This is a genomic window from Sphingobium xenophagum, assembly GCF_031457465.1.
GTDB lineage: Bacteria > Pseudomonadota > Alphaproteobacteria > Sphingomonadales > Sphingomonadaceae > Sphingobium > Sphingobium xenophagum_A.
The window spans coordinates 40,742-61,599 of the sequence record NZ_JAVDWV010000010.1; the positions used below are offsets into that span (position 1 = coordinate 40,742).

The window sequence follows — 20,858 nt, forward strand, 5'->3', positions numbered from 1 at the left end:
CTTATACCTCTACCGGCTGAAACAGGCCCTTGTCGGCCTCTGGATGGGGCATGGTCTGCGGTCCGCCGACGCCAACGCTCCACTGGTCCATCACCGTCGGTCCAGGCACATGGACCTGATCGACATGATGCTCGAAATCCACCTCTTCCAGTTCCGACGTATATTCGACCGCAAAGCCGTTGGGCGTCGTGAAATAGCTGAACGTGTTGTTCCCGGCGGTATGACGCCCTGGACCCCACAAAATATCGGTGCCCTTTTTGCGCAGGCGGCTGATACCGCGCATCATGTCGTCCACCGTCAGCATGTCATAGGCGACATGGTTGAGGCAGGCCGGCCCTGGCAGCACCGCAAGCCGGTGATGCGCGCTGTTGCAGCGCAGGAAGCACATGAAGTCGCCCAGCCAGTCGCTGACCCGCATGCCCAGCACATCGACGAAGAATTGCACCAGCGCCTTATGATCGGGCGAATGGAGAACGATGTGGCTGATCTTCTGCGGCACGCCGTCCCAGCGGTGCATTTCGCGCGCGGTGCCGCGCGCGACATCGCTTGAAATCTCGAACGGCAGACCATCGGGCGAGAAGAAGCGGAAGCCATAGCCGCCGCCCAGCGTGGTCAGGTCGCGCGGCGCGAAGATGATCTGGCATCCGGCTTCCGTCACCTTTTGATGAAGGGCATCGACATCGGCGCGGCTGTCGGCCGCCAGGGCGATGACATCGACGCGCTTGTCCTCGGCCTTACGCAGGCGGACGACATGATGTTCGTCATTCCCCTCTGCGGCGAAGTGCAGCATACCATCCTGCATGCCGACATCCTTCAGCCCCCAAACATCGCGGTAGAAGCTCTGCTCGGCTTCCAGATCAGTGACGGCATAGCCGACAAAGCGAATTTCAGTGACGCGGCTCATAATGATCCTGCTCCAATATTGTGGGTCGGTTCGTCCACCGACGACCTCGTCCCAAGCATATAGGGTGGTTATCGGCGATTGATAAAAGGATTGTTTTGATGCAATTCAATTCATGTCGTGAATGGAGAGCCATGTGCGTTTCAAGGGTCTGGACCTCAACCTGCTGGTGGCCTTCGATGCGCTGATGGCCGATCGCAGCGTGTCGCGCGCGGCAGACCGCGTAAATTTAAGCCAGCCCGCGATGAGCAACGCGCTTGCACGTCTGCGCGCCTATTTCGGCGATGACCTTTTGATCGCGCATAATAAGCGCATGTACCCAACGCCTTTTGCCGAAACGCTCATTCCGCAGGTGCAGGCCGCGCTCGCGACGATGGAAAGCGTCGTCGCCACCTCCCGCCATTTCGATCCCACAACCTCCAGCCGCACCTTCCGCGTGATGACGTCGGACTATATCGCAACGGCGCTGCTCTTTCCGATCATCACCCGCCTCGCCCCGGTCGCGCCCGGCGTGCGGATCGAACTGCTGCTGCCGAGCCAGCGGCGGATCGAACTGCTCGACAACGGCAATATCGACCTGTTGATTACGTTGGAGGCCTATCTCACGCCAGAACTGCCGTCCGATTTCCTGCTGGAGGACCGTTATTGGCTGGCTGGGCGGGTCGATCATCCCGCCCTGGTGGAGGGCATTACGCTGGAAACGATGCTGGCCTATGAGCATGTTCTGGTGGCGATCGGCGAGGAACGCTTGCCCAGTTTCGGCGATGCCTATCTCGACCGGATCGGCATTCAGCGCCGGGTGGCGACCACCGCGCCGAATTTCGCCATGCTACCCTGGCTGTTGCAGGAAACTGACTGGCTGACGCTGATGCAGGGGCGGCTCGCCCATCTGATGCAGCGCAATTTCGCCATTGCCATCGTCCCGCCGCCGGTGCCGATCCCGCCGCTCATCGAAATGGCGCAATATCATGTCACGCGCAGCAATGACCCCGGCCTGCGCTGGCTGATCGACACGATCCGCGCGCAGGCCGCAGAGACCGACTGACGCTATACCCCGGTCATGCCTGCGGTGGATGCCCCGTCGATCGCATATTCGCTGCCGGAGATGAAGGCCGCTTCGTCGGACCCCAGAAACGCCACGAGCGCAGCGATTTCCTCGACCCGGCCCATCCGCCCGATCGGTGACATGCCTTCATAAGCGGCGCGCGCGGCATCGGGCGATGGCGACTTGGCGATGATCGCGCTGATCATCTCCGTCTCCACCACGCCCGGCAAAATGGCGTTGCAGCGGATCGGCAGCTTTTCCGTGGCGCAATGGATCGCGATCGACTTGGCCATCGCCAGCACGGCGGCCTTCGTCACCGAATAGGCCATATAATTGCCCATCACCTTATGCGCCGACATGGACGAGTTGATGATGATCGACCCGCATGGCCCGCCCGGATTGCCCCGCATCAGGCCGAGCGCCGTGCGCGCGGTCAGCATCACGCCGGTCTGGTTGACCCCGATGATGCCGTTCCACCCGTCCATCGAGATGGATTCGACACTGCCGTCCTGACTTTCCGTCCCGGCATTGGCGAAGACGATATCCAGCCGGCCGAACTCGGTGGCGATCAGGTCCGCGACCCGCGCCCAGTCCGCTTCCTCCTGCACCCGCGCCTTGACGAAACGCGCGCCCGTTTCCGCGCACAGGCTAGCGGCGGCATCCTCCTTCGATCCGGTGAACACTACCTGCGCGCCATCGCGCACCAGCCGCTGCACCGTCGCGCGTCCGATGCCCGACGTTCCGCCCGTGACCAGCGCCACCTTGCCCGTTAGATCAGCCATGTCGTTTCCTTGTCCTTCAATCGGCCATCAGCGTGCCGGACGCCCGCGCGATCAGTGCCGTGTCGAAATAATAGGGGGTGATGCCGCAAAATTTGTCGCCGCGCAGGTGAAATACCTCGCACAGCGGCAGCGTCATCCGCTCGCCATTATGCCGCGAGGTCGCCTTGATCGTCACCATCACGATCGCATGATCGTCCGATATGGTTATGTCCCCGGTTTCCAGCGCCGCATCGTCCCAGAAGTTGAACACCTTGGTATAGAGTTCGCGCAACGCCGACTTGCCCAGATATTCCCCGCCAAAGGGCAGGCTGTCGGCCTCGACGATGCGGAAATCGTCCGTCATCATCGCCTCGGCCGCGTCCCATTGGCCGGAGCCGGTGAGCGCATAAATCTGTTCGACCATCGCCTTGACGGCGGCATAGCGTTGCGGGTCCATATCTCTCTCCCAAAACAAAGCTGCCCCCGACCATCGGCCGGGGGCGCAACCTATCAGAATCTGGTACTCAGTTGCACCATAACCGTGCGCGGCAATGTGCCAAAGCCCAACTGGTCGGCATGGGCCGGGATCGCCCCGCCCGACGCCCCGCCGGTCGAGGGACCATCGACCACGCCGGTCACATAGAAGCGGTTGGTCAGGTTCTTGCCGATCAGCGCCACTTGCCAGCGGTCATCCTCTGCCCCGACGCGAATGCCGGCGTCCAGCGTCGCATATTTGCTCTGGCGCGAATCGGGGTTGCCAAAGCCAGAGGGCAGATAGGCACCGCTGTAGCGCACATCCGCATTCATACCGAGCATCAGCCCATTGCCCATCGGCGTGTCATAGGATGCGCCGAACGTCCCGGTCCATTGCGGCGCGACCGACAAGGGCTGGCCGCTTAGATCCTGCCTTACGCCGCCGTCGGCCAGCACGATGTTGCAGCCTTCGCCGATGCTCTGCCCGGCATAGCAGGGCGCTTGCGGGAAGCTGGTATAGCGGGCGCGATTATAGTTGATCGACCCATGAACATTCAGCCCCGCCACTGCGCGCGGCGCATATTCGAAATCGACCTCGACACCCTTGGTCCGCGCATCGGCGGTCAGAGTCTGGAAGGCGAAGATGGGCGAGTTGAAGAAGTCGACCTGCAAATCCTTATAGGCATAGCTGTAGACGCTCAGGTTCAGGCGCAACTGATTGTCGGCCAGCGTCGTCTTCACCCCGCCCTCGAAGCCGCGCGCCCGTTCGGGATCGAAGGTCAGATCGGCGACCGGATCGGCCGACAGCTTTGAATTGATGCCGCCGTTGGAAAAGCCGCCGGACTTATAGGCGGTCTTGTAGGCACCATAGACCAGCACGCCGTTGACCGGCTTCCAGGTCAGCGACGCTTCGGGCGACCAGTTGTTGAACGTCTGGTCGGCGGTGATGACGCCCAGGCCATCGGGGTCATTCTGATCGCGGAAGATCGCCGCCACCCCGGCATTATTATAGGGCTGGGTGAAATAGCTGTCCTTGGTCTCATGGGTGTAGCGCGCACCCACCGCCAGTTCGAGCGTCGGCACGATCTTCCACGTCGCCTGCCCGAACAAAGCAACCGTCTCGCCATCGGTGAAGCTGGTCTTGCGCGTCGCGAGATATTCATCCTCCGGCGCGGCGGCGCTGTTGGTCAGGCCGCCCAGCACGATATATTGGTCGAAAGTCCGCTTGGTCTTTTGATACAGCCCACCGACCATCAGGTTGACCGGGCCGTCGAAGCTGGTGAGCGCCCGGAACTCGGTCGAAAAAGCGTCGAAGGTCGAATTTTCCGTCGCCCAGTTGGACGCCACGCTCGACTGGAAATCGCAGGCGCAGGCCCAGCGGTTGTTGTTCCAATTATAATTGGTCACCGACGTCAGCGTAACATCATCCAGCTCATAATTGATGTTCGCGGTGACCGCCCAGCTTTTGTAGCGATTATAGAGGCTGCCGTCCGACTTGGCATAAGGGATCTGCGCCGCGAACTCGGCAGGCAGCTTGTTCTGATGTGTCACGAAATCGCGAGCGCAGGCATAGCCGTTGAGCTGGCTCTCGCCGCTGGGGCAATTATAGGCGACATAGTTCCAACTATTATTGTTGGTCTTGTTGTAGGAACCCGACGCCTTGAGCGTCGCGGTCAGCCGGTCGGTCGGCTCCCATTTCAGCGTGACGCGGCCGAGCAGTTCCTTCTCGCCGGGCTGTTCCTCCGGCGCGGGGTTGGCGACCGAAAAGCCCGTCGCGCCCGTCGCGATGTCGAGCGTCGGATATTGGATCGGCGTCGAGACGTTGCGATAATAGCCGCCATACATTTTCGACGCGCGTACCGCGACGCGCACGCCCAGCGTGTCGGTCAGCGGGCCGGACCCGACAAATTCGGCCTGCGCCTGCTGCGCCTTGAACTCGTAACCGGCGCGCGCCTTGAACTCCGGCGTCGATGTCGGATCGGCGGTGGTCAGCGAGATGACGCCTGCCGTCGCATTCTTGCCGAAGAACAAGGCCTGCGGCCCCTTGAGGATTTCCACGCCGCCAAGGTCGAAAAAGCCTTCGTTGATGATCCGGCCCTGGCCATAATAGACCCCGTCGACCACTACCGCGACCGACTGTTCGATGCCGATCGACGTGGAGGAAGAACCGATGCCGCGCAGCGTCAATTGCGCGCCCGACCCGTTGGAGGCGCGCCCGACATTGAGGTTGGGCGTGCGCGCGGCGATCTTCTCGATCGAGGTCAGATCCTGGCGCTGGATCAGTTCGGCGGAAATGGCCGTGACGGCGACCGGCACATCCTGTACGCTTTCCTCACGCTTGCGCGCGGTGACGACGATGTCGGTCAGACCGCCTTCCTGCGTCGCCTGCGTCGCTGCCTGCGGGGCAACATCCTGCGCGAACAGCGGCTGGGCAAGGCCCATCGACAGCGCCATGGCGCTGGTCGCCATGGCATAGGCGGATCGTTGCGCGAAAATCCTGGTCATCGTTAAACCCTCACCTGATTATATTCTCGAAATCGCATCGGGATGTGGCACGCCGTAACGGCACGCCTGCCCGTCGGCCCTCAATGCGCGCATCGTCCCAGGAGCGAACCTGCAAAAAACGGCAGGTGAAGCAAAGGCGCGCAGGGCGGACAAGCAGGGGTGGAAAAGACGCGCCCATGTGAGGGCGGAACGGGAAGGGAATGGCTGTGGCAGGAAGATTGGACGGACGTGTCGCGCTGGTATCGGGCGCGCTCAGGGGGATCGGCCATGCCATTGCGCAATGCCTGGTGGCCGATGGCGCGACCACCATCATCACCGATCTGGATGCGCCCGACAGCCAGACCGTCACCGACATTCTCGCGGCGATGCCGAACGCCCGTTACCTCCGCCTCGACGCGACCGAGGAAGCGGCGTGGCAGGCCGCACGCGATACGATCGAAGCCGATCATGGCCGACTCGACATCCTCGTCAACAATGTCGGCGCGGACCTGACCGGCAAGGTGCAGGATATCGAACTGGCGTCCTGGCGGCGGCTGATGACGCTCAACATGGATACGGTGTTTCTTGGCACCAAGACCTTCCAGCCGATGCTCGCCCGCACCGGCGCGACCACACCCTATGGCTCCAGCATCGTCAATATCAGCTCGATCATGGGGCTGGTCGGCATGGGCGAGGTATCGGCCTATAATGCGTCCAAGGGCGCGGTGCGGCTCTTCACCAAATCCAATGCGCTGGAATTTGCCGATGCGGGCGTGCCGATCCGCGTCAACTCCGTTCATCCCGGCTTCGTCGACACCCCTCTGCTGCGCAAGGGCATGGAGCGTTGGGCCGAACGCGATGGCACGGTGACCGCGCAGGAATTGATCGAACAGATGGCCGAAACCACCCCGGTCAAGCGCCTCGCCCAGCCGATGGAGATTGGCAAGGTCGTCGCCTTCCTCGCGAGCGACGACGCCAGCTACATGACCGGCAGCGAAGTCGTGGTCGATGGCGGCTGGACTGCGCGCTAACCTGAAGGAATAACCCATGAGCAATTTCGATTTGACCGGCACGGTAGCCCTCGTCACCGGAGCCAGCGGCGGCATCGGCGGTGCCACCGTCCAGGCGCTCGCCGATGCAGGCGCGCGCGTGATCGCCACCGACATGGCGCAGACGGCAACGGTCGCTGGCGCTACGGAATATCGCCCGCTCGACGTCACGGACGAGGATGGCTGGGCCGCCCTAGCCGCCTATGTCGATGCCACCTATGGGCGGCTCGACATATTGGTGAATAATGCGGGCATTTCCGTCACGGACGCTATCGCCGACACCAGCCTCGCCACCTTCCGCCGCTGTATGCAGATCAATGTCGAAGGGATTTTCCTCGGCACCCGCGCCATGGCGGACCTGCTTGCCAAAAGCGGAGCGGACCGGCGCGGCGGATCGTCGATCATCAACCTGTCGTCGGTCGGCGGACTGGCAGGCGCGCCCTTCATGTCGGCCTATTGCGCGTCCAAGGGAGCGGTGCGCCTCTTCACCAAATGCGCCGCGCTCGAATATGCCGCGCTCAAGCAGCCGATCCGCGTGAACAGCGTCCATCCCGGCGGCATCGACACCAATATGATGGACACCATCTACGCCCGCTATGTCGAAACCGGCGCCTTCCCCGACGAAGAAACCGCCCGCGCCACCGTTTCGGCGGGCCATGCGCTCGGCCGCATGGGCACGCCGCAGGAAATCGCCGACGGCATCGTCTATCTCGCCGCGCCCGCCGCCAGCTTCATGACTGGCTCCGAACTGGTCATCGACGGCGGCATGACTGCGCATTGACATAGCTCCTCCCCTGTAAGGGGTCGAACGGAGTCACGTGCCTCCGTTCGAGGACCACGAAGTGGTGGAGGGGTATCACCCTATCGATAGGGCGACACCCCTCCGTCTGCGCTTCGCGCAGCCACCTCCCCTGCCAGGGGAGGATTTTTTGACCGCCATTCCTCCACGAAAAAAGACCCGGTCGCCCTCAAGCGGCCGGGTCAATTCCCACCCTCTCATGGAGAGCGAGCGGGCGGGAATAGCGCCTGTTGTCAGGTCTGGTGGATGATGGTGAAGGACCGGCTCTGAAAGAACCATTGCCCGTCGCGCTTCACCAGCCTGTCGTTATAACAGGCGCGCGCCCGCTTATCCTTGCCTGTCTCCGGTTCGGCATAAACTTCGGAGAAATAGGCCCGCGCCTCCGCGCTATCGCCATCGACGCGGATCATCCCCGGATTTACGAGGAAACTGAGCTGCGGATAATGCGGCATTGCGCCTGCCCACAGGGCGACGATCGCTTCCTTGCCCGACACGACGCCAAGCTCCGGATAATGGGACAGATCCCAATGGCTGTCCTCGACCCAGAGCGATGCCCACAAATCCTGATCGACGCGATTGACCGCATCGGCATAGGTTTCCAGCAATTCGCGGATCGCAATCCGGTCCTCGATCGGCCCGGTGAAATTGACGGTCAAAACATCTCTCCTCATCCTGTTTTGTGAGAGGATAGGCGGTGACCGCCCAACCGGAACCTGCCGGAAATCGCAGGTTTAGCGGCAAATCGTTCAGCGCGATGACTTCACCTGACCCGTTCGTTTCGAGCGAAGTCGAGAAACGTCGAGCGGCGTTTCTCGACTTCGCTCGAAACGAACGGAGGTGGAGGATTTCAAGCCGAAGTCATCATATTCTAACGGTAATCATCGCGCAGCAATCGGCGCAATATCTTGCCCGACGGGTTGCGCGGCAGGTCGCTGCGGAACTCCACCGTCTTGGGGGCTTTGTAGGCCGCAATCCGCTCGCGCGCCCAGGCGATGAGCGCGGCGGGATCGGGCGTTTCCCCCTCCACCGGCACGACGATCGCCTTGACCGCCTCGCCCCATTTCGCGTCCGGCACGCCGATCACCGCGACATCGGCGACGGCGGGATGGCTGTAGAGCGCGTTTTCGACTTCAGCCGGATAGACATTTTCGCCGCCGGTGATGATCATGTCCTTGATCCGGTCGGCAAGATACAGATAGCCATCGGCGTCCATCCGGCCTGCGTCCCCGGTCCGCAACCAGCCTTCGGCATCCAATGCCTGCGCCGTATCGTCGGGCCGGTCGAAATAGCCGATCATGCACGCCTGCGACGCCACCATGATCTCGCCAATCTCACCCGCCGGCAGCGTTTCGCCCGCCTCGTTCGCGATCCGCACCCGCACGCCGGGCAGTGGCACGCCGATGCCGCGCATCCGCTCGCTGCCCTGCGGGTCATGGTCCTGCGGCGGCAGGCCGATGATCGTCCCCGCCGTCTCGGTCATCCCATACATTTGCGCAAAGCCGCAGCCGATGACCGCGATCGCCTGCCGCAACAGGTCGAGCGGGATCGCGGAGCCACCATAGCAGATGGTCTTGAGGAAGCTGAAATCCGTGTCGGCCGCCTGGGGATGATCGCACAGGATGCGCAGCGCCGTGGGCACCAGCATGATCTTGGTAATGCGGAAGGTGACGAGCAGGTCCAACACCCGTGTCGGGTCGAACTCGCGCACCACCACGCCGGTCGCGCCATGCTGCAAGGTCCATAGCCCCCATCCAGACCCGCTGATATGGAAGATCGGCATCGCGATCAGCGACACATCCTGCGCCGTCCAGCGATACCATTCGGGCAGTTCCGCCGACGGCACCGATGCGCGCAGGCCAAGCAGGCTGCGGTTGGACAGCATTGCGCCCTTGGGGTTGCCGGTGGTGCCCGATGTGTAGAGCATCAGCACTGCGTCATCATAGCCGACATCGCGGCGCGGATCGGCGGCATCCTGTGCATCGCGCCAGTCAGCAAAGAGCGGATGCCCCGCGCCCTGGTCGGCGAGCAGGATCGTCGCCGCGCTGTCCGTCACCCGGTCGAGAAACTCCGGCTCCACGACGATCAGGCGCGGCCTTGCATCGGCGAGGATATAGGCGACCTCCGGCGGGGCGAGCCGCCAGTTGACCGGCGCCATCACCAGCCCCGCCTTCACCGCGCCCAGCCACAGTCCGAAATAGTCGTCGCGATTCTTGCCGAGATAGGCGATCCGATCACCCACGCCATAGCCCGCCGCGATCAGGCCATTGGCCACCCGGCTCGCCTGCGCATCGAGCGCCCCATAGCTGGTTTCGCGCCCTTCGAAGATGAGGGCGACGGCGTCGGGCGTCGCGGCGGCATGCGCCCTGACATGGTCCGCTACTCTGATCGCATCCGTCCCCATATACCCTCCATTGCGGGCCGCAGCATAGCGGCAAAAGCCGCGCCGTCCCCCTCTCACAATCGCTAAGGGTCATATCTTGGGCGCGAACGCCCCTGACGCTTTTGCCAGTGCAGCGCCGCCCCTTTGCCGATAAACAGGCGGGCAAATGCAGTGTGAACAGGAAAGGATGCCGTCATGGACATTGGTCTGAAAGGGCGCAAAGCCATTCTCGCAGGCGCCAACGCCAGCATCGGCCGGGCCGTCGCCAAGATTCTGGCCGCCGAAGGCTGCGACGTTGCGCTGTGCGGCCGGACGCAGGACAAGGTCGACGCCGTCGTGGCCGAAGTGCAGGCGCTCGGCGTGCGCGGCATCGGCGCGTCGGTGGACGTGACCGATGCAGAGGCGTTTCCCAATTGGGTCAGCAGCGCCGCGCAGGAATTGGGCGGCTGCGACATCTTCATTTCCTTCGTCTCGGTCAATCCGGGGGTAGACACGCCCGAAGCCTGGACCACGGTGCTGAACGGCGACATCCTGCCGCTGGTGCGCGGCATCCACGCGGCGCTGCCTGCGCTCGAACAATCCGATGCCGGGTCGATCGTCACCATCTCGTCCACCGGCGCGCTGGAGGAGTTTATGGGGCCGCAGCCCTATAATGCGCTGAAGGCCGCGGTCATCAATTACAGCGCCGCGCTGGCGCAAAAACATGCGCCGCAGGGATTGCGCGTTAACTGCGTCTCGCCCGGCCCCATCTACACCGACGATGGCCCATGGGCCTATATCAAGAAGAATATGACCGATTTCCATGACGGCATCCTCCAGCAGATCCCCTTCGGCCGCATGGGCACGGGCGAGGAACTGGCCAAGGCGATCGCCTTCATCGCGTCGCCCGCCTGCCGCTACATGACCGGGGCTAACATCCTGATCGACGGCGGCATCACCAAGGGCGTGCAATATTAAGCGGGGACGATAGCATGAGCGAGACACAGCCCGCCCGCATCAATTGCGTGCTGATCGTCGGCGGCCTTTATCACGACATGGACTTTGCCCGGCTGGAGCTGTTGAAGCTGCTGGGCGAAGACCCGCGCGTGCGGACTCGCGTGTTCGAGGATTATGGTCATCTCGACGCCATCCTCGCCGCCGACATGCTCATCACCTATACCTGCGACGTGGTGCCGCCCCTCCCCGCGCAGGAAGCGTTGCGCCAATGGGTGCGCGATGGTGGCCGCTGGTATGCGCTGCACGGCACCAATTCGGTGCTGCGCCTGTTCGACAATGGCCTTTATGGCAGCCCGCGCTGGGCACCGCTGATGATGGAAACTCTGGGCAGCCAGTTCATCGCCCACCCGCCGATCGCCCCCTATCGGGTCGATGTCGCCGACCCCGATCATCCGCTGACCCGCGGCATCGAACCGTTCGAAACGACCGACGAGCTGTATCTGCTGGAACGGCATGGCGATCTTCATGTCCTGCTCGACACCGAATTTGCGGGCGAAGCGACCGGCTTCGACGAGCATGCGTGGGCGCAGGACCGGCATCCGGTGATGTATATCAAGGCGCAGGGCGAAGGCGCGGTCCTCTACAACACGCTCGGCCATTGCCGCAGCCATTATGACATGCAGCCCTTCCTCGACTGGTGGCCCACCATCGACCGTTGCGCCTGGGACCTGCCGGTATTCTACGACCTGCTGCGGCGGGGTATTGCGTGGTGCAAGGGGGAGTGAACTACCTAAAATCCTCCCCTGGCAGGGGAGGTGGCAGGGGGCAGCCCTGACGGAGGGGTGTTCCCCTATCGTGAGGGTGACACCCCTCCACCACCGCTACGCGGCGGTCCCCCTCCCCCTATGGGGGAGGATTTACCCCTACTTCACCCCAGCGGCGCGACCGGCAGATGCTCGGCCCCCGGTGCCTCGTCCGGCACCGCCACCTCGATCCACCCGTCCGCGCTCTCGCGCCAGGGGTAGAGTTTGAGCGGCTTGTAGCCCGCCCCGCCCAGGCATTCGCCATTGTCCAGCTTGAACCGCGCGCCATGCAGCGGACACATTACCGCGCCGCGCCGCACCCGGCCGCCCGGTGCCAGTTGCGCGGCGGCATGGGTGCATCGGTTGATGAGGGCGTGAAATTGCCCCTCCTCCTTGCAGATCAATACGGGCCAGCCATTGACGATGAACGGCATCATGGCCCGCTCTTCGACCGCGTCGGCTTCGACCACCCGATGATAGCTTTCCGTCATGCCCGCGCCTGATCCTCTCGTGCCGCCTTTGTTGTCATCGCTATATAGGCATCCAGATCATGATCGCCATCGCCCAATAGCGTAACCAGCGCCATGACCCGCTTGAAGGCCTGCCCGACTAGCAATTCCTCCGTCGTGCCGATGCCGCCATGCAATTGCACCGATTCCTCGCCGATATGCACCGCGCTCTGGGCGATATAAGCCTTGGCCCCGACAATCGCCGCCGCGCGCCCGTCCGCGCCAGCGCCCGCCGCGCGATAGAGTTGCGACCGGCTGAGTTCGAGCCGCGCATAGCAATCGGCCATGCGGTGCTGCAACGCCTGAAAACTGCCGAGCGGCTGGCCGAATTGCTGCCGCGTCTTGAGATAGTCGAGCGTCGCGGCGAACATCATTTCCATCAGGCCAAGCAATTCCGCGCTGACCGCCAGCCGTGCCTGATCCATCACGCCTGCCAGTTCCGCCTCGCCGCCCGCCATCGGCTCTGCGGGCGTGTCGGCAAAGCGGACATCGGCGGCATGCGAGCCGTCGACCAGGCGATAGGGCTCGATGCTCACCCCCGGCGCTCCGGCCTCGACCAGATGCAGCGTCAGCGGCGCGCCTTCGTCCGCGCGCGCGGCCACGATGAATGCGTTGGCATGGCCGCCGCCCAGCACCATCTGCTTGGCACCGCTGATGCGGCCACCCGTGACCCGCGTCCGCACCTGATCGAGGCCAAAGCGCGCCTGCTTTTCGAACAGCGCCAGCGCGACGATCGCCTCGCCACCGACAATGGCGGGCAGCAGTGCATCCCTCTGCGCCTGTGTCCCCGCCTTCGCCACCAGCCCTGCGCCCATGATGAGCGCGGGCAGCACTGGCTCGACCGCGACGAAGCGCCCCAGCGCCTCCATCACCGTGATGATGTCCACCGGCGAACCGCCAAAGCCGCCCGCCTCTTCGGGCAGGGCAAACGCAAGGAGGCCGGTTTCCGCGAGCATCGCCCAATTGGCATCGGCAAAGCCGCGCGGCTCGCGCAGATAGGCCAGCCGCTTGGCGGCGTCATAGCGGTCCGCGCCGAACCGCTGCACCAGGTCGCGAAGCATGGCCTGCTCATCGCTCAGGTCGAAATTCAAGCCACCATCCCCCGATTTGTCATGACTGGGTCGCGCACGACGCTGCCCGGCTGTTGCTGTTCCATGACTCATTTATGCACGGGCGGCGGGCAGGGCGTGGACTGGATATTCCGCTAGTTTCAGCGCGCGGCGCTCTGCCACTCAAAACCTAGCGCTAGTCATAGGTTTTTGTCGCTTGCCCGCACCCCCTGCCCATAATAGCATCAGGCCCATGGAGAGATCAGGTGACACGCTCGTCGCCGCCCGCAAGGACACCGGACAAGCCGCAAAAGTGGCGACCGATTTCCGTTCGGGCAGGCAGGTTCCAACCGCTATTTTCGCGCCCGCCGATATAAGGCCGGCGGCGGAGGCGTTGCGCGATATTGCCCGCGACCTGGGCAATTTCCGCGTCGCGGCCTGCGCCAACATCGCGTCGCGATCACCGATGACCGATGCGGAAGGCGAAGTGCTGGCCAGCGCCGTGTTCGGCTGGCCCTCGACCAAGGAACAATGGTGGCAAAAGCCGCTGCTCGCGCTCAGTTCGCCCCTGCCCTTCGCCTGCCGCTATGAAAATGAACCCTTTTGGGCCAACGCCCATGGCATCCACACCCGCGCGCCCAATCCGCTGCTCGACCAGATCGACCTCAGCCTCTTTGAAGGCGAAGTGAATGCCAAGGCCGTGATCGTCGTGCCGGTGCATATGTCCTTCGGCCAGATCGCCGCGATCAGCTTTTCGCCCATCAACGACAAGCGCGACGACCTGTCGCGCGAGTTCGATCTCTATAGTGACCAGCTCGAATATCATGCCCGGCGCTTCGTCAACGGCTATACCCGCGTCAGCAGTCAGCGCCCGTGGATTCCCAAAAATTGCCGCCTCTCCAAGCGCGAAGTGGAATGTCTGCGCTGGGCGGCAGTGGGCAAGACCGACGCTGAAATCGCGATGATCCTCAGCCGCAGTTGCGCCACCGTGCGCTTCCACATCCATAATGCCGCGATCAAGCTGGAGGCGGTCAACCGCAGCCAGACCGTGTTCAAGGCGACGCAGCTTGGCTATCTCGGCAATGTCGCCGCCGTCATGGTCCCGCATCCGCCGCACGAAACGCAGGCGTCGGCGGCCGCGAAATAATATTTCTCCCCCTGAGAAAGTGTGAGGCCAGCCGGGCGACCGGCTGGCCCTTTTTTTGTGCCCGCGCGTCCAACGACACTGCCAACCTATGCTTTCTTACAGAAGCCTTCGCCCGATCCGCTTCCCATAGTGGCCCCACACAAGAATGAGAGGGCTTAGACGTTGGGCGCATCAGCGATAGCGCAGGGACTGTTTCGGGAAACACCCGAACCGACCCTGATCGGCGGCCGCAACCGGGATACGGGGCGGATCGTCTTTCCCTGCCCGGACGATGCCGCGCGGTGGGAGCCGGTCGACCTGCCACGCCGGGGCACGCTCTGGTCCTGGACGGTCCAGCGCTTTCGCCCCAAATCGCCGCCCTATATCGGGCCGGAAGATTTCGCCCCCTTCGCCATCGGCTATGTCGAGCTGCCTGGTGCGACGATCGTGGAAACACAGATCGTCGGCGCGGACTTCGAAAGCCTGACGATCGGCATGGCGATGGCGCTGGTCACGACCGACTTCGCCACTGCCGCCAATGGCGATGCGATCCGCCTCTACGCCTTTACGCCCGCCACGGAGGCCTGAGCCATGCAGGACGTCTATATCGTCGGGATCGGCATCCACCCCTTTGGCCGCACCGAAGGCTTGAGCGGCCTGCAACAGGGGGCCAACGCCGCCCGCGCCGCCATGGCCGACGCAGGGCTTGAGTGGCCCGATATGCAGTTCGGGTTCGGCGGATCGGATTCGGCGGGCAATGCGGACACCATCGTCAACGAGTTGGGCCTGACCGGGCTGCCCTTCATCAATGTCAAAAATGGCTGCGCCACGGGCGGATCGGCGCTGATCGGTTCCTGGCAGGCGATCGCGTCGGGCGCGCATGATGTCGGCATCGCCATCGGTTTCGACAAGCATCCGCGCGGCGCATTCAACGCCATGCCCGCCGAATATAGCCTGCCCGAATGGTATGGCGAGGCGGGCTTCATGGTCACGACGCAATTCTTCGCGATGAAGCTGCAACGCTATATGGCGCTGCACGGCATCAGTCCGACGTCGCTTGGCCGGGTCGCGGAAAAGGCGTTTCGCAACGCCGTCCATGCGCCCCACGCCTGGCGACGGTCGCCGGTCGATCTCGACACCATCCTCAACGCCCCGATGATCAGCGACCCGCTGACCAAATATATGTTCTGCTCGCCGGCCGAAGGCGGCGTCGCGCTGGTGCTGGCCAGCGCCAAGAAAGCGCGTGAACTCGGCCGTGATCAGGTGCGGATCAAGGCGGCGGTCATCCGCACCCGCCCGCCCGGATCGTTCGAGGTCTTCGCCCCGTCGATGGACATCGAACGCGGCGGCGCACCGACGCTGCTCGCCAGCAAGGCCGCTTATGAGATGGCGGGGATCGGCCCGGAGGATATCGACCTCGCCCAGTTGCAGGACACCGAATCCGGCGCGGAAATCATGCACATGGCCGAAAACGGCTTTTGCGCCGATGGCGATCAGGAAGAATGGCTGGCCAATGGCTGGACCAATATCGACGGCCGCCTGCCCGTCAACACCGATGGCGGGTGCCTCGCCTGTGGCGAGCCGATCGGCGCGTCGGGCCTGCGCCAGGTTTATGAAAATGCGCTTCAACTGCGCGGGCTTGGCGGCGGGCGGCAAGTGCCCGGCGATCCGCGCACGGCCTATTCCCATGTCTACGGCGCGCCCGGCATTTCCGGCGTGACCATTTTGGAACGATAAGATGGACCTTGATTTCTCCCCTCAGGATCAGGCGTTCCGCGCCGAAGTCCGCCGCTTCCTCGACGATAATCTGCCTCAGCATCTGCGCGAAGGCATGCGGGCGACGCCAGGCGTGTTCGTGGAACCCGACATTGGCGGCGAGTGGCAGGCGATCCTGCGCGCCAAGGGCTGGCTTGCCTATAATTGGCCGACCGATTGCGGCGGCACCGGCTGGACACCGATCCAGCGCTACATCTTCGAAAAGGAATGTGCGCTTGCCGATGCGCCCAGCCTGCCGGTGCTGAGCCTCAAACTGCTCGGCCCGGTCATCTGCCATTTCGGCACCGACGAACAGAAAGCCTATTTCCTGCCTCGCATCCTGGATGGCACGGATTTCTGGTGCCAGGGCTTTTCCGAGCCCGGCTCCGGCTCCGACCTCGCCAGCCTCAAGACGCGCGCCGAGCGTAAGGATGACCGCTATGTCGTCAATGGCCGCAAGCTGTGGACCACCCACGCCCATCACGCCTCGCACATCTTCTGCCTCGCCAAGACCGACCCCACCGCCAAGCCGCAGCGTGCGATCAGCTTCCTGCTGATCGACATGGCCCAGCCCGGCATCGAAGTGCGGCCGATCATGGGGCTGGCGGGCGATCATGAGGTGAACGAAGTTTATCTCGACGACGCCACCACCCCGCTCGACCATCTGGTGGGGGAAGAAGGGCAAGGCTGGACCATCGCCAAATTCCTGCTCGAAAATGAGCGCGGCGGCGCCTGTCACGCGCCCAAATTGCTGTCGGACATAGCCAAGCTGCGAACCGCAGCCCTGACGGAACCCGATGGCAAGGGCGGCTGCATGGCCGACGACCCCCATTATATGGCGCGCCTCGCGCGCGCCGAACTGGAGGCGCAGGCGCTTGAAATGACCGAGATGCGCGTCCTTGCCGAAATGGCCAAGGGCTTGCCGCCGGGTCCGCAAACCTCGCTGTCCAAGCTGGTCGCCTCCACCCTGCGCCAGCAGGTCGATGGCCTCGCGGTCCAGCTTTACGGCTATGCCGGCATTGCGCTGGAGGAACAGCGGCCGCTCTACGGCAATCAGGCACCGCCCGCGCTCCATGGCAAGCCCGCGCAACTTGCCGCGCCGCGCTATCTTAATTCGCGCGCCTGGACCATCTTTGGCGGGACCAATGAGGTTCAACGCAATATCATAGCCAAAACGGTGCTGGGGCTGTGACCGCCACCAGAGTCGATCGACCAGGAGAGAATAGATGCAATTGAGCCGCGAGGCACTGATCCGGGCCTATCGTCAGATGAAGACGATCCGCCTGTTCGAGGAACGCTTGCACGACGAGATCGCGCTGGGCGAAATCGCCGGCTTCACCCATCTCTATGCGGGCCAGGAGGCCTGCGCCGTGGGCGTGTGCGAACATCTGGGACCGACCGACTATATTATCTCCACCCATCGCGGCCATGGCCATTGCATCGCCAAGGGCTGCGACGTCATGGCGATGATGAAGGAAATCTATGGATCGCGCGATGGCCTGTGCAAGGGCAAGGGCGGCTCCATGCACATTGCCGACATCGGCGTCGGCATGCTCGGCGCGAACGGCATCGTCGGCGCGGGCGCGCCGATCGCGGTCGGCGCTGGCATCACCGCCAAGAGCAATGGCACCGTGTCCATCGCCTTCTCCGGCGACGGTGCCTGCAACCAGGGCACGACATTTGAAGCGATGAACATGGCGGTGGTGCTGAAACTGCCGGTCATATTCGTGTTCGAAAACAACCATTATTCCGAACATACCGGCGAAGCCTATGCCGTCGGCGCGGAAAGCATGACCGTCCGCTCCGCCGCCTTCGGCATGAAGGCGATCAAGGCCAACGGCATCGACTTCTTCAGCGTCTATGACGCGATGCGCGAGCTGATCGACTATTGCAAGGCAGGCAATGGCCCCGCCTCGATCGAGCTGGATTGCGAGCGTTTCTACGGCCATTTCGAGGGCGATCCGCAGCGTTATCGCGGCCCCGGCGAACTCGACCGCATCCGCGAGGAGCGCGACTGCCTCAAAACCTTCCGCACGCGGGTCACCGAAGCCAAGCTGCTCGACGGGGCCGAGCTTGACGCGGTCGATGCCGAAGTCACCGACCTCATCAACCGCGCTGTCGCCGAAGCGCAGACCGCCGCCCGCCCCACCGCTGCCGACGTCCTGGAAGACGTCTATATCAGCTACTGACGCCAGAGGGATCGACACATGGCTATCAAGATGATCCGCGACGTCATTCGTGACACGATTGATGCGGAAATGGAACGGGACGACAGCGTCATCATGCTGGGCGAGGATATCGTCGGCGGTAATGGCGCACCCGGCGGCCCCGAAGCGATTGGCGGCATATGGGGCACATCGGGCGGGCTATGGGCCAAATATGGCGCTGACCGCGTGATCGACACCCCCATTTCGGAAAGCGCCATCATCGGCGCGGCGTCGGGCGCGGCGCTGACCGGCAAGCGCGCCATCGCCGAGATCATGTTCGCCGACTTTATCGGCGTGTGCATGGACCAGATCTGGAATCAGGCGGCCAAGTTCCGCTATATGTTCGGCGGCAAATCCAAATGCCCGCTGGTCATCCGCATGCCCTATGGCGCGGGCTTCAACGCCGCGCCCCAGCATAGCCAGGTGATCCATCAGTTCGTCACCGCCATGCCGGGGCTGAAGGTCGTCATGCCCTCCACGCCCGCCGATACCAAGGGGCTGTTGACCCAGGCGATCCGCGACGATGATCCGGTGATCTTCCTTGAGCATAAGGCGCTTTATGGCGTGAAGGGGGAAGTGCCCGATGGCGATTATGTCATCCCCTTCGGTCACGCCCGGCATGTGACGCAGGGCGACGATCTCACCATCCTCGCCACTGGCATGATGGTCGGCTTTGCCGAAAAGGCGGCGGCGCAGTTGGCCCAGGACGGCATCGGCTGCGACCTGCTCGACCTGCGCACCACCAGCCCGCTGGATGTCGAGGCAATCCTCGACAGTGTCGAGCGCACCGGCCGCCTGCTGATCGTCGACGAAGCCCCGCCGCGCTGCTCCTTTGCGACCGACCTGTCGGCGCTGGTGGCGCAAAAGGCGTTCGCCTCGCTCAAAGCGCCGATCGAAATGGTGACGCCGCCGCACAGCCCCGTGCCCTTCGCGCGGGAACTGGAATCCGCCTATCTGCCCTCGCCCGACAAGATCGTGGCGACGGCGGTGAAGCTCCTATCCTATCGGCGGGGATAAGCATATCATGGCCACTCTACGCGCATATGCGATGCCCAAATGGGGCATAGAAATGACCGAGGGCGTCGTTGCCGAATGGATGGTCGCCGAAGGCGTGCCGTTCAAGAAGGGCGACTTGCTTGCCCTCATCGAAACCGACAAGATCACCAATGAGATCGAGGCCGAGGCCGACGGGATGTTCCCGCGCCTCATCGCCCAGCAGGGCAGCACCTATGCCGTGGGCGAACTGATTGCCGTGCTGGCCGGGCCGGACGACAAGGTCAGCGCCGATGAAGTCGATGCCTTTGTTGCCGGGTTCAAGCCCGCCGACACCAAGGTCGCATCCAAGGCTGGCGCGACCCCGCCGCCGCCCGCCGAGTCCGCGCCACCAGCAGCGCCGGCACCAAAGGTCGCCATTGCCGACGACGCGAATATCAGCCCCGCCGCCCGCGCCTTCGCGCAAGAGCATGGCGTGGATATCTCGACCCTTACCGGCTCCGGTCCCAAGGGCCGCATCACCTTCCAGGATGTGCAGCAGGCCAGCCTGCCTCCGGTCGCGGTCGGTGGCGGCGCGGCAGTGGACCTGACCCCGATCGGCAACGCCTTAGGCGAGGTTTTCGCCAGCCCGCTCGCCAAGCGCCTGGCGGTGCAGCATGGCGTGGACCTCAATGGCCTGACCGGCACCGGCCCCAAGGGCCGGATCGGCAAGGCGGACGTGCTGGCCAAGGTCAAGCCCGCGGAAGCGCCCGCCGCTCCGGCCCCGGCCCCGGCAGCGATCGACTTCGCCCGCCCGGCGGCTGGCAGCACGGAAATCGTCAAAATGTCGCCGATGCGCAAGGCGATTGCCAAGGCGCTGAGCCACAGCAAATCGACCATCCCGCATTTCTACCTGCGCTCGGCCGTCAGGATCGACGCGATCCTGGGCCTGCGCGCACAGGCCAAGGCAGCGACCGGCGAAGCGCCCAGCATCAACGACTATCTCGTGCGCGCCTGCGCCCTCGCGCTCGCGCGCCATCCCGATGTCAATGTGCAGGTCCATGGCGATGAAATCCACCGCTTCGCCAGCGCCGACATCGCCGTCGCCGTCGCGACCGACAAGGGCCTCATCACCCCGATCGTGAAAGGCGCCGATACCCTCTCCGTCGCCGCCATCTCGCGCACGGTGAAGGCGCTGGCGGACAAGGCCCGCACCGGCAAGCTGCAACCACACGAGTTTCAGGGCGGCAGCTTCTCGATCAGCAACCTCGGCATGTTCGGCATCGATCAGTTCGATGCGATCATCAATCCGCCGCAGGGCGCGATCCTGGCGGTGGGCGCGGGGAGCCGCCAGCCGATCGAAATCGGCAACGCGCTGGCCTTCGCCACCATCGTCCAGCTCTCCCTCTCCTGCGACCACCGCGCGATCGACGGCGCAGTGGGCGCAGACTTCATGCGCACGCTCAAGGGCTTGATCGAGGAGCCGACGCTGCTGGTGGGATAGCTGCAAAAAAACACCGTTCGGGCTGAGCCTGTCGAAGCCCTCTACTTTCTTCAAGAAGTGGAGCCCTTCGACAGGCTCAGGGCGAACGGACCGGGAAGCCAGCC

At 63.7% G+C, this 20,858-nt stretch carries 20 protein-coding genes; 12 read left to right on the forward strand and 8 right to left on the reverse strand.

Features of this window, described 5'->3' with window-relative positions; genetic code table 11:
- Position 1: 1 nt before the first annotated feature.
- Positions 2–904, reverse strand: a complete 903-nt coding sequence (locus J2W40_RS11740) for a VOC family protein (protein WP_310224938.1) — start codon at positions 902–904, stop codon at positions 2–4.
- 133 nt (positions 905–1,037) lie between these two features.
- Between J2W40_RS11740 and J2W40_RS11745 the strand changes: the two genes are divergently transcribed.
- Positions 1,038–1,946, forward strand: coding sequence for a LysR family transcriptional regulator (locus J2W40_RS11745; protein ID WP_310224940.1), 909 nt, complete (start codon positions 1,038–1,040; stop codon positions 1,944–1,946).
- 2 nt (positions 1,947–1,948) lie between these two features.
- Here the strand turns inward: J2W40_RS11745 and J2W40_RS11750 are convergent, their stop codons facing one another.
- The 3 genes from J2W40_RS11750 to J2W40_RS11760 are packed head-to-tail and all read right to left on the reverse strand — an operon-like array spanning position 1,949 to position 5,686.
- A complete protein-coding gene (locus tag J2W40_RS11750; protein ID WP_310224942.1) occupies positions 1,949–2,728 on the reverse strand; it encodes an SDR family NAD(P)-dependent oxidoreductase in 780 nt (259 codons plus the stop codon).
- A gap of 16 nt (positions 2,729–2,744) precedes the next feature.
- Positions 2,745–3,164, reverse strand: a complete 420-nt coding sequence (locus J2W40_RS11755; RefSeq protein WP_310224944.1) for a nuclear transport factor 2 family protein — start codon at positions 3,162–3,164, stop codon at positions 2,745–2,747.
- Positions 3,165–3,217: 53 nt separating this feature from the next.
- Positions 3,218–5,686, reverse strand: a complete 2,469-nt coding sequence (locus J2W40_RS11760; protein WP_310224946.1) for a TonB-dependent receptor — start codon at positions 5,684–5,686, stop codon at positions 3,218–3,220.
- Between the two features lie 200 nt (positions 5,687–5,886).
- On the opposite strand from J2W40_RS11760, the gene J2W40_RS11765 reads away from it, so the two are divergent.
- Complete coding sequence (locus tag J2W40_RS11765) at positions 5,887–6,696, forward strand: SDR family NAD(P)-dependent oxidoreductase (protein ID WP_310224948.1); 810 nt, start codon at positions 5,887–5,889, stop codon at positions 6,694–6,696.
- Positions 6,697–6,712: 16 nt separating this feature from the next.
- Positions 6,713–7,495 (forward strand): SDR family NAD(P)-dependent oxidoreductase, encoded by a 783-nt coding sequence (locus J2W40_RS11770; RefSeq protein WP_310224950.1) that lies wholly within the window; start codon positions 6,713–6,715, stop codon positions 7,493–7,495.
- 251 nt (positions 7,496–7,746) lie between these two features.
- On the opposite strand, the gene J2W40_RS11775 is transcribed toward J2W40_RS11770, so the two are convergent.
- Positions 7,747–8,169, reverse strand: a complete 423-nt coding sequence (locus tag J2W40_RS11775) for a nuclear transport factor 2 family protein (RefSeq protein ID WP_310224953.1) — start codon at positions 8,167–8,169, stop codon at positions 7,747–7,749.
- A 212-nt stretch (positions 8,170–8,381) separates the two neighbouring features.
- Positions 8,382–9,914 carry a long-chain-fatty-acid--CoA ligase gene (locus tag J2W40_RS11780; protein ID WP_310224954.1) on the reverse strand — a complete coding sequence of 511 codons (1,533 nt, stop codon included), beginning with the start codon at positions 9,912–9,914 and terminating at the stop codon, positions 8,382–8,384.
- Between the two features lie 174 nt (positions 9,915–10,088).
- Between J2W40_RS11780 and J2W40_RS11785 the strand changes: the two genes are divergently transcribed.
- Both J2W40_RS11785 and J2W40_RS11790 read left to right on the forward strand, forming a co-directional pair.
- Positions 10,089–10,850 carry an SDR family NAD(P)-dependent oxidoreductase gene (locus J2W40_RS11785; RefSeq protein WP_310224956.1) on the forward strand — a complete coding sequence of 254 codons (762 nt, stop codon included), beginning with the start codon at positions 10,089–10,091 and terminating at the stop codon, positions 10,848–10,850.
- Positions 10,851–10,864: 14 nt separating this feature from the next.
- A complete protein-coding gene (locus J2W40_RS11790) occupies positions 10,865–11,614 on the forward strand; it encodes a ThuA domain-containing protein (RefSeq protein WP_310224957.1) in 750 nt (249 codons plus the stop codon).
- A 143-nt stretch (positions 11,615–11,757) separates the two neighbouring features.
- On the opposite strand, the gene J2W40_RS11795 is transcribed toward J2W40_RS11790, so the two are convergent.
- Together J2W40_RS11795 and J2W40_RS11800 are read right to left on the reverse strand one after the other, a co-directional pair.
- Positions 11,758–12,123, reverse strand: a complete 366-nt coding sequence (locus J2W40_RS11795) for a Rieske (2Fe-2S) protein (RefSeq protein ID WP_310224959.1) — start codon at positions 12,121–12,123, stop codon at positions 11,758–11,760.
- Positions 12,120–13,232, reverse strand: coding sequence for an acyl-CoA dehydrogenase family protein (locus J2W40_RS11800; RefSeq protein ID WP_310224960.1), 1,113 nt, complete (start codon positions 13,230–13,232; stop codon positions 12,120–12,122). The genes J2W40_RS11795 and J2W40_RS11800 overlap by 4 nt, the downstream gene beginning before the upstream one ends.
- 211 nt (positions 13,233–13,443) lie before the next feature.
- Here J2W40_RS11800 and J2W40_RS11805 point away from each other — a divergent pair, with 211 nt between their 5' ends.
- The 7 genes from J2W40_RS11805 (at position 13,444) to J2W40_RS11835 (ending at position 20,754) form a co-directional block, all read left to right on the forward strand.
- Positions 13,444–14,337 carry a helix-turn-helix transcriptional regulator gene (locus tag J2W40_RS11805; protein ID WP_310224962.1) on the forward strand — a complete coding sequence of 298 codons (894 nt, stop codon included), beginning with the start codon at positions 13,444–13,446 and terminating at the stop codon, positions 14,335–14,337.
- A gap of 162 nt (positions 14,338–14,499) precedes the next feature.
- Positions 14,500–14,904, forward strand: a complete 405-nt coding sequence (locus tag J2W40_RS11810) for a Zn-ribbon domain-containing OB-fold protein (protein ID WP_310224964.1) — start codon at positions 14,500–14,502, stop codon at positions 14,902–14,904.
- A 3-nt stretch (positions 14,905–14,907) separates the two neighbouring features.
- Positions 14,908–16,053, forward strand: a complete 1,146-nt coding sequence (locus tag J2W40_RS11815) for a thiolase family protein (RefSeq protein ID WP_310224966.1) — start codon at positions 14,908–14,910, stop codon at positions 16,051–16,053.
- A gap of 1 nt (position 16,054) precedes the next feature.
- Positions 16,055–17,263, forward strand: coding sequence for an acyl-CoA dehydrogenase family protein (locus J2W40_RS11820; protein ID WP_310224968.1), 1,209 nt, complete (start codon positions 16,055–16,057; stop codon positions 17,261–17,263).
- Between the two features lie 34 nt (positions 17,264–17,297).
- Positions 17,298–18,260 carry a thiamine pyrophosphate-dependent dehydrogenase E1 component subunit alpha gene (locus J2W40_RS11825; protein ID WP_310224970.1) on the forward strand — a complete coding sequence of 321 codons (963 nt, stop codon included), beginning with the start codon at positions 17,298–17,300 and terminating at the stop codon, positions 18,258–18,260.
- Between the two features lie 18 nt (positions 18,261–18,278).
- Positions 18,279–19,295 carry an alpha-ketoacid dehydrogenase subunit beta gene (locus J2W40_RS11830; protein WP_310224972.1) on the forward strand — a complete coding sequence of 339 codons (1,017 nt, stop codon included), beginning with the start codon at positions 18,279–18,281 and terminating at the stop codon, positions 19,293–19,295.
- A 7-nt stretch (positions 19,296–19,302) separates the two neighbouring features.
- Positions 19,303–20,754, forward strand: a complete 1,452-nt coding sequence (locus tag J2W40_RS11835) for a dihydrolipoamide acetyltransferase family protein (protein WP_310224974.1) — start codon at positions 19,303–19,305, stop codon at positions 20,752–20,754.
- The last annotated feature ends 104 nt before the right edge of the window (positions 20,755–20,858 follow it).

Coding starts and splice junctions, on each gene's coding strand:
- J2W40_RS11740 (WP_310224938.1), bottom strand. CDS start 904: ATGAGCCGCGTCACTGAAATTCGCTTTGTCGGCTATGCCGTCACTGAT.
- J2W40_RS11760 (WP_310224946.1), bottom strand. CDS start 5,686: ATGACCAGGATTTTCGCGCAACGATCCGCCTATGCCATGGCGACCAGC.
- J2W40_RS11790 (WP_310224957.1), top strand. CDS start 10,865: ATGAGCGAGACACAGCCCGCCCGCATCAATTGCGTGCTGATCGTCGGC.
- J2W40_RS11825 (WP_310224970.1), top strand. CDS start 17,298: ATGCAATTGAGCCGCGAGGCACTGATCCGGGCCTATCGTCAGATGAAG.
- J2W40_RS11780 (WP_310224954.1), bottom strand. CDS start 9,914: ATGGGGACGGATGCGATCAGAGTAGCGGACCATGTCAGGGCGCATGCC.
- J2W40_RS11755 (WP_310224944.1), bottom strand. CDS start 3,164: ATGGACCCGCAACGCTATGCCGCCGTCAAGGCGATGGTCGAACAGATT.
- J2W40_RS11765 (WP_310224948.1), top strand. CDS start 5,887: ATGGCTGTGGCAGGAAGATTGGACGGACGTGTCGCGCTGGTATCGGGC.
- J2W40_RS11805 (WP_310224962.1), top strand. CDS start 13,444: ATGGAGAGATCAGGTGACACGCTCGTCGCCGCCCGCAAGGACACCGGA.
- J2W40_RS11835 (WP_310224974.1), top strand. CDS start 19,303: ATGGCCACTCTACGCGCATATGCGATGCCCAAATGGGGCATAGAAATG.
- J2W40_RS11795 (WP_310224959.1), bottom strand. CDS start 12,123: ATGACGGAAAGCTATCATCGGGTGGTCGAAGCCGACGCGGTCGAAGAG.
- J2W40_RS11785 (WP_310224956.1), top strand. CDS start 10,089: ATGGACATTGGTCTGAAAGGGCGCAAAGCCATTCTCGCAGGCGCCAAC.
- J2W40_RS11750 (WP_310224942.1), bottom strand. CDS start 2,728: ATGGCTGATCTAACGGGCAAGGTGGCGCTGGTCACGGGCGGAACGTCG.
- J2W40_RS11820 (WP_310224968.1), top strand. CDS start 16,055: ATGGACCTTGATTTCTCCCCTCAGGATCAGGCGTTCCGCGCCGAAGTC.
- J2W40_RS11770 (WP_310224950.1), top strand. CDS start 6,713: ATGAGCAATTTCGATTTGACCGGCACGGTAGCCCTCGTCACCGGAGCC.
- J2W40_RS11830 (WP_310224972.1), top strand. CDS start 18,279: ATGGCTATCAAGATGATCCGCGACGTCATTCGTGACACGATTGATGCG.
- J2W40_RS11815 (WP_310224966.1), top strand. CDS start 14,908: ATGCAGGACGTCTATATCGTCGGGATCGGCATCCACCCCTTTGGCCGC.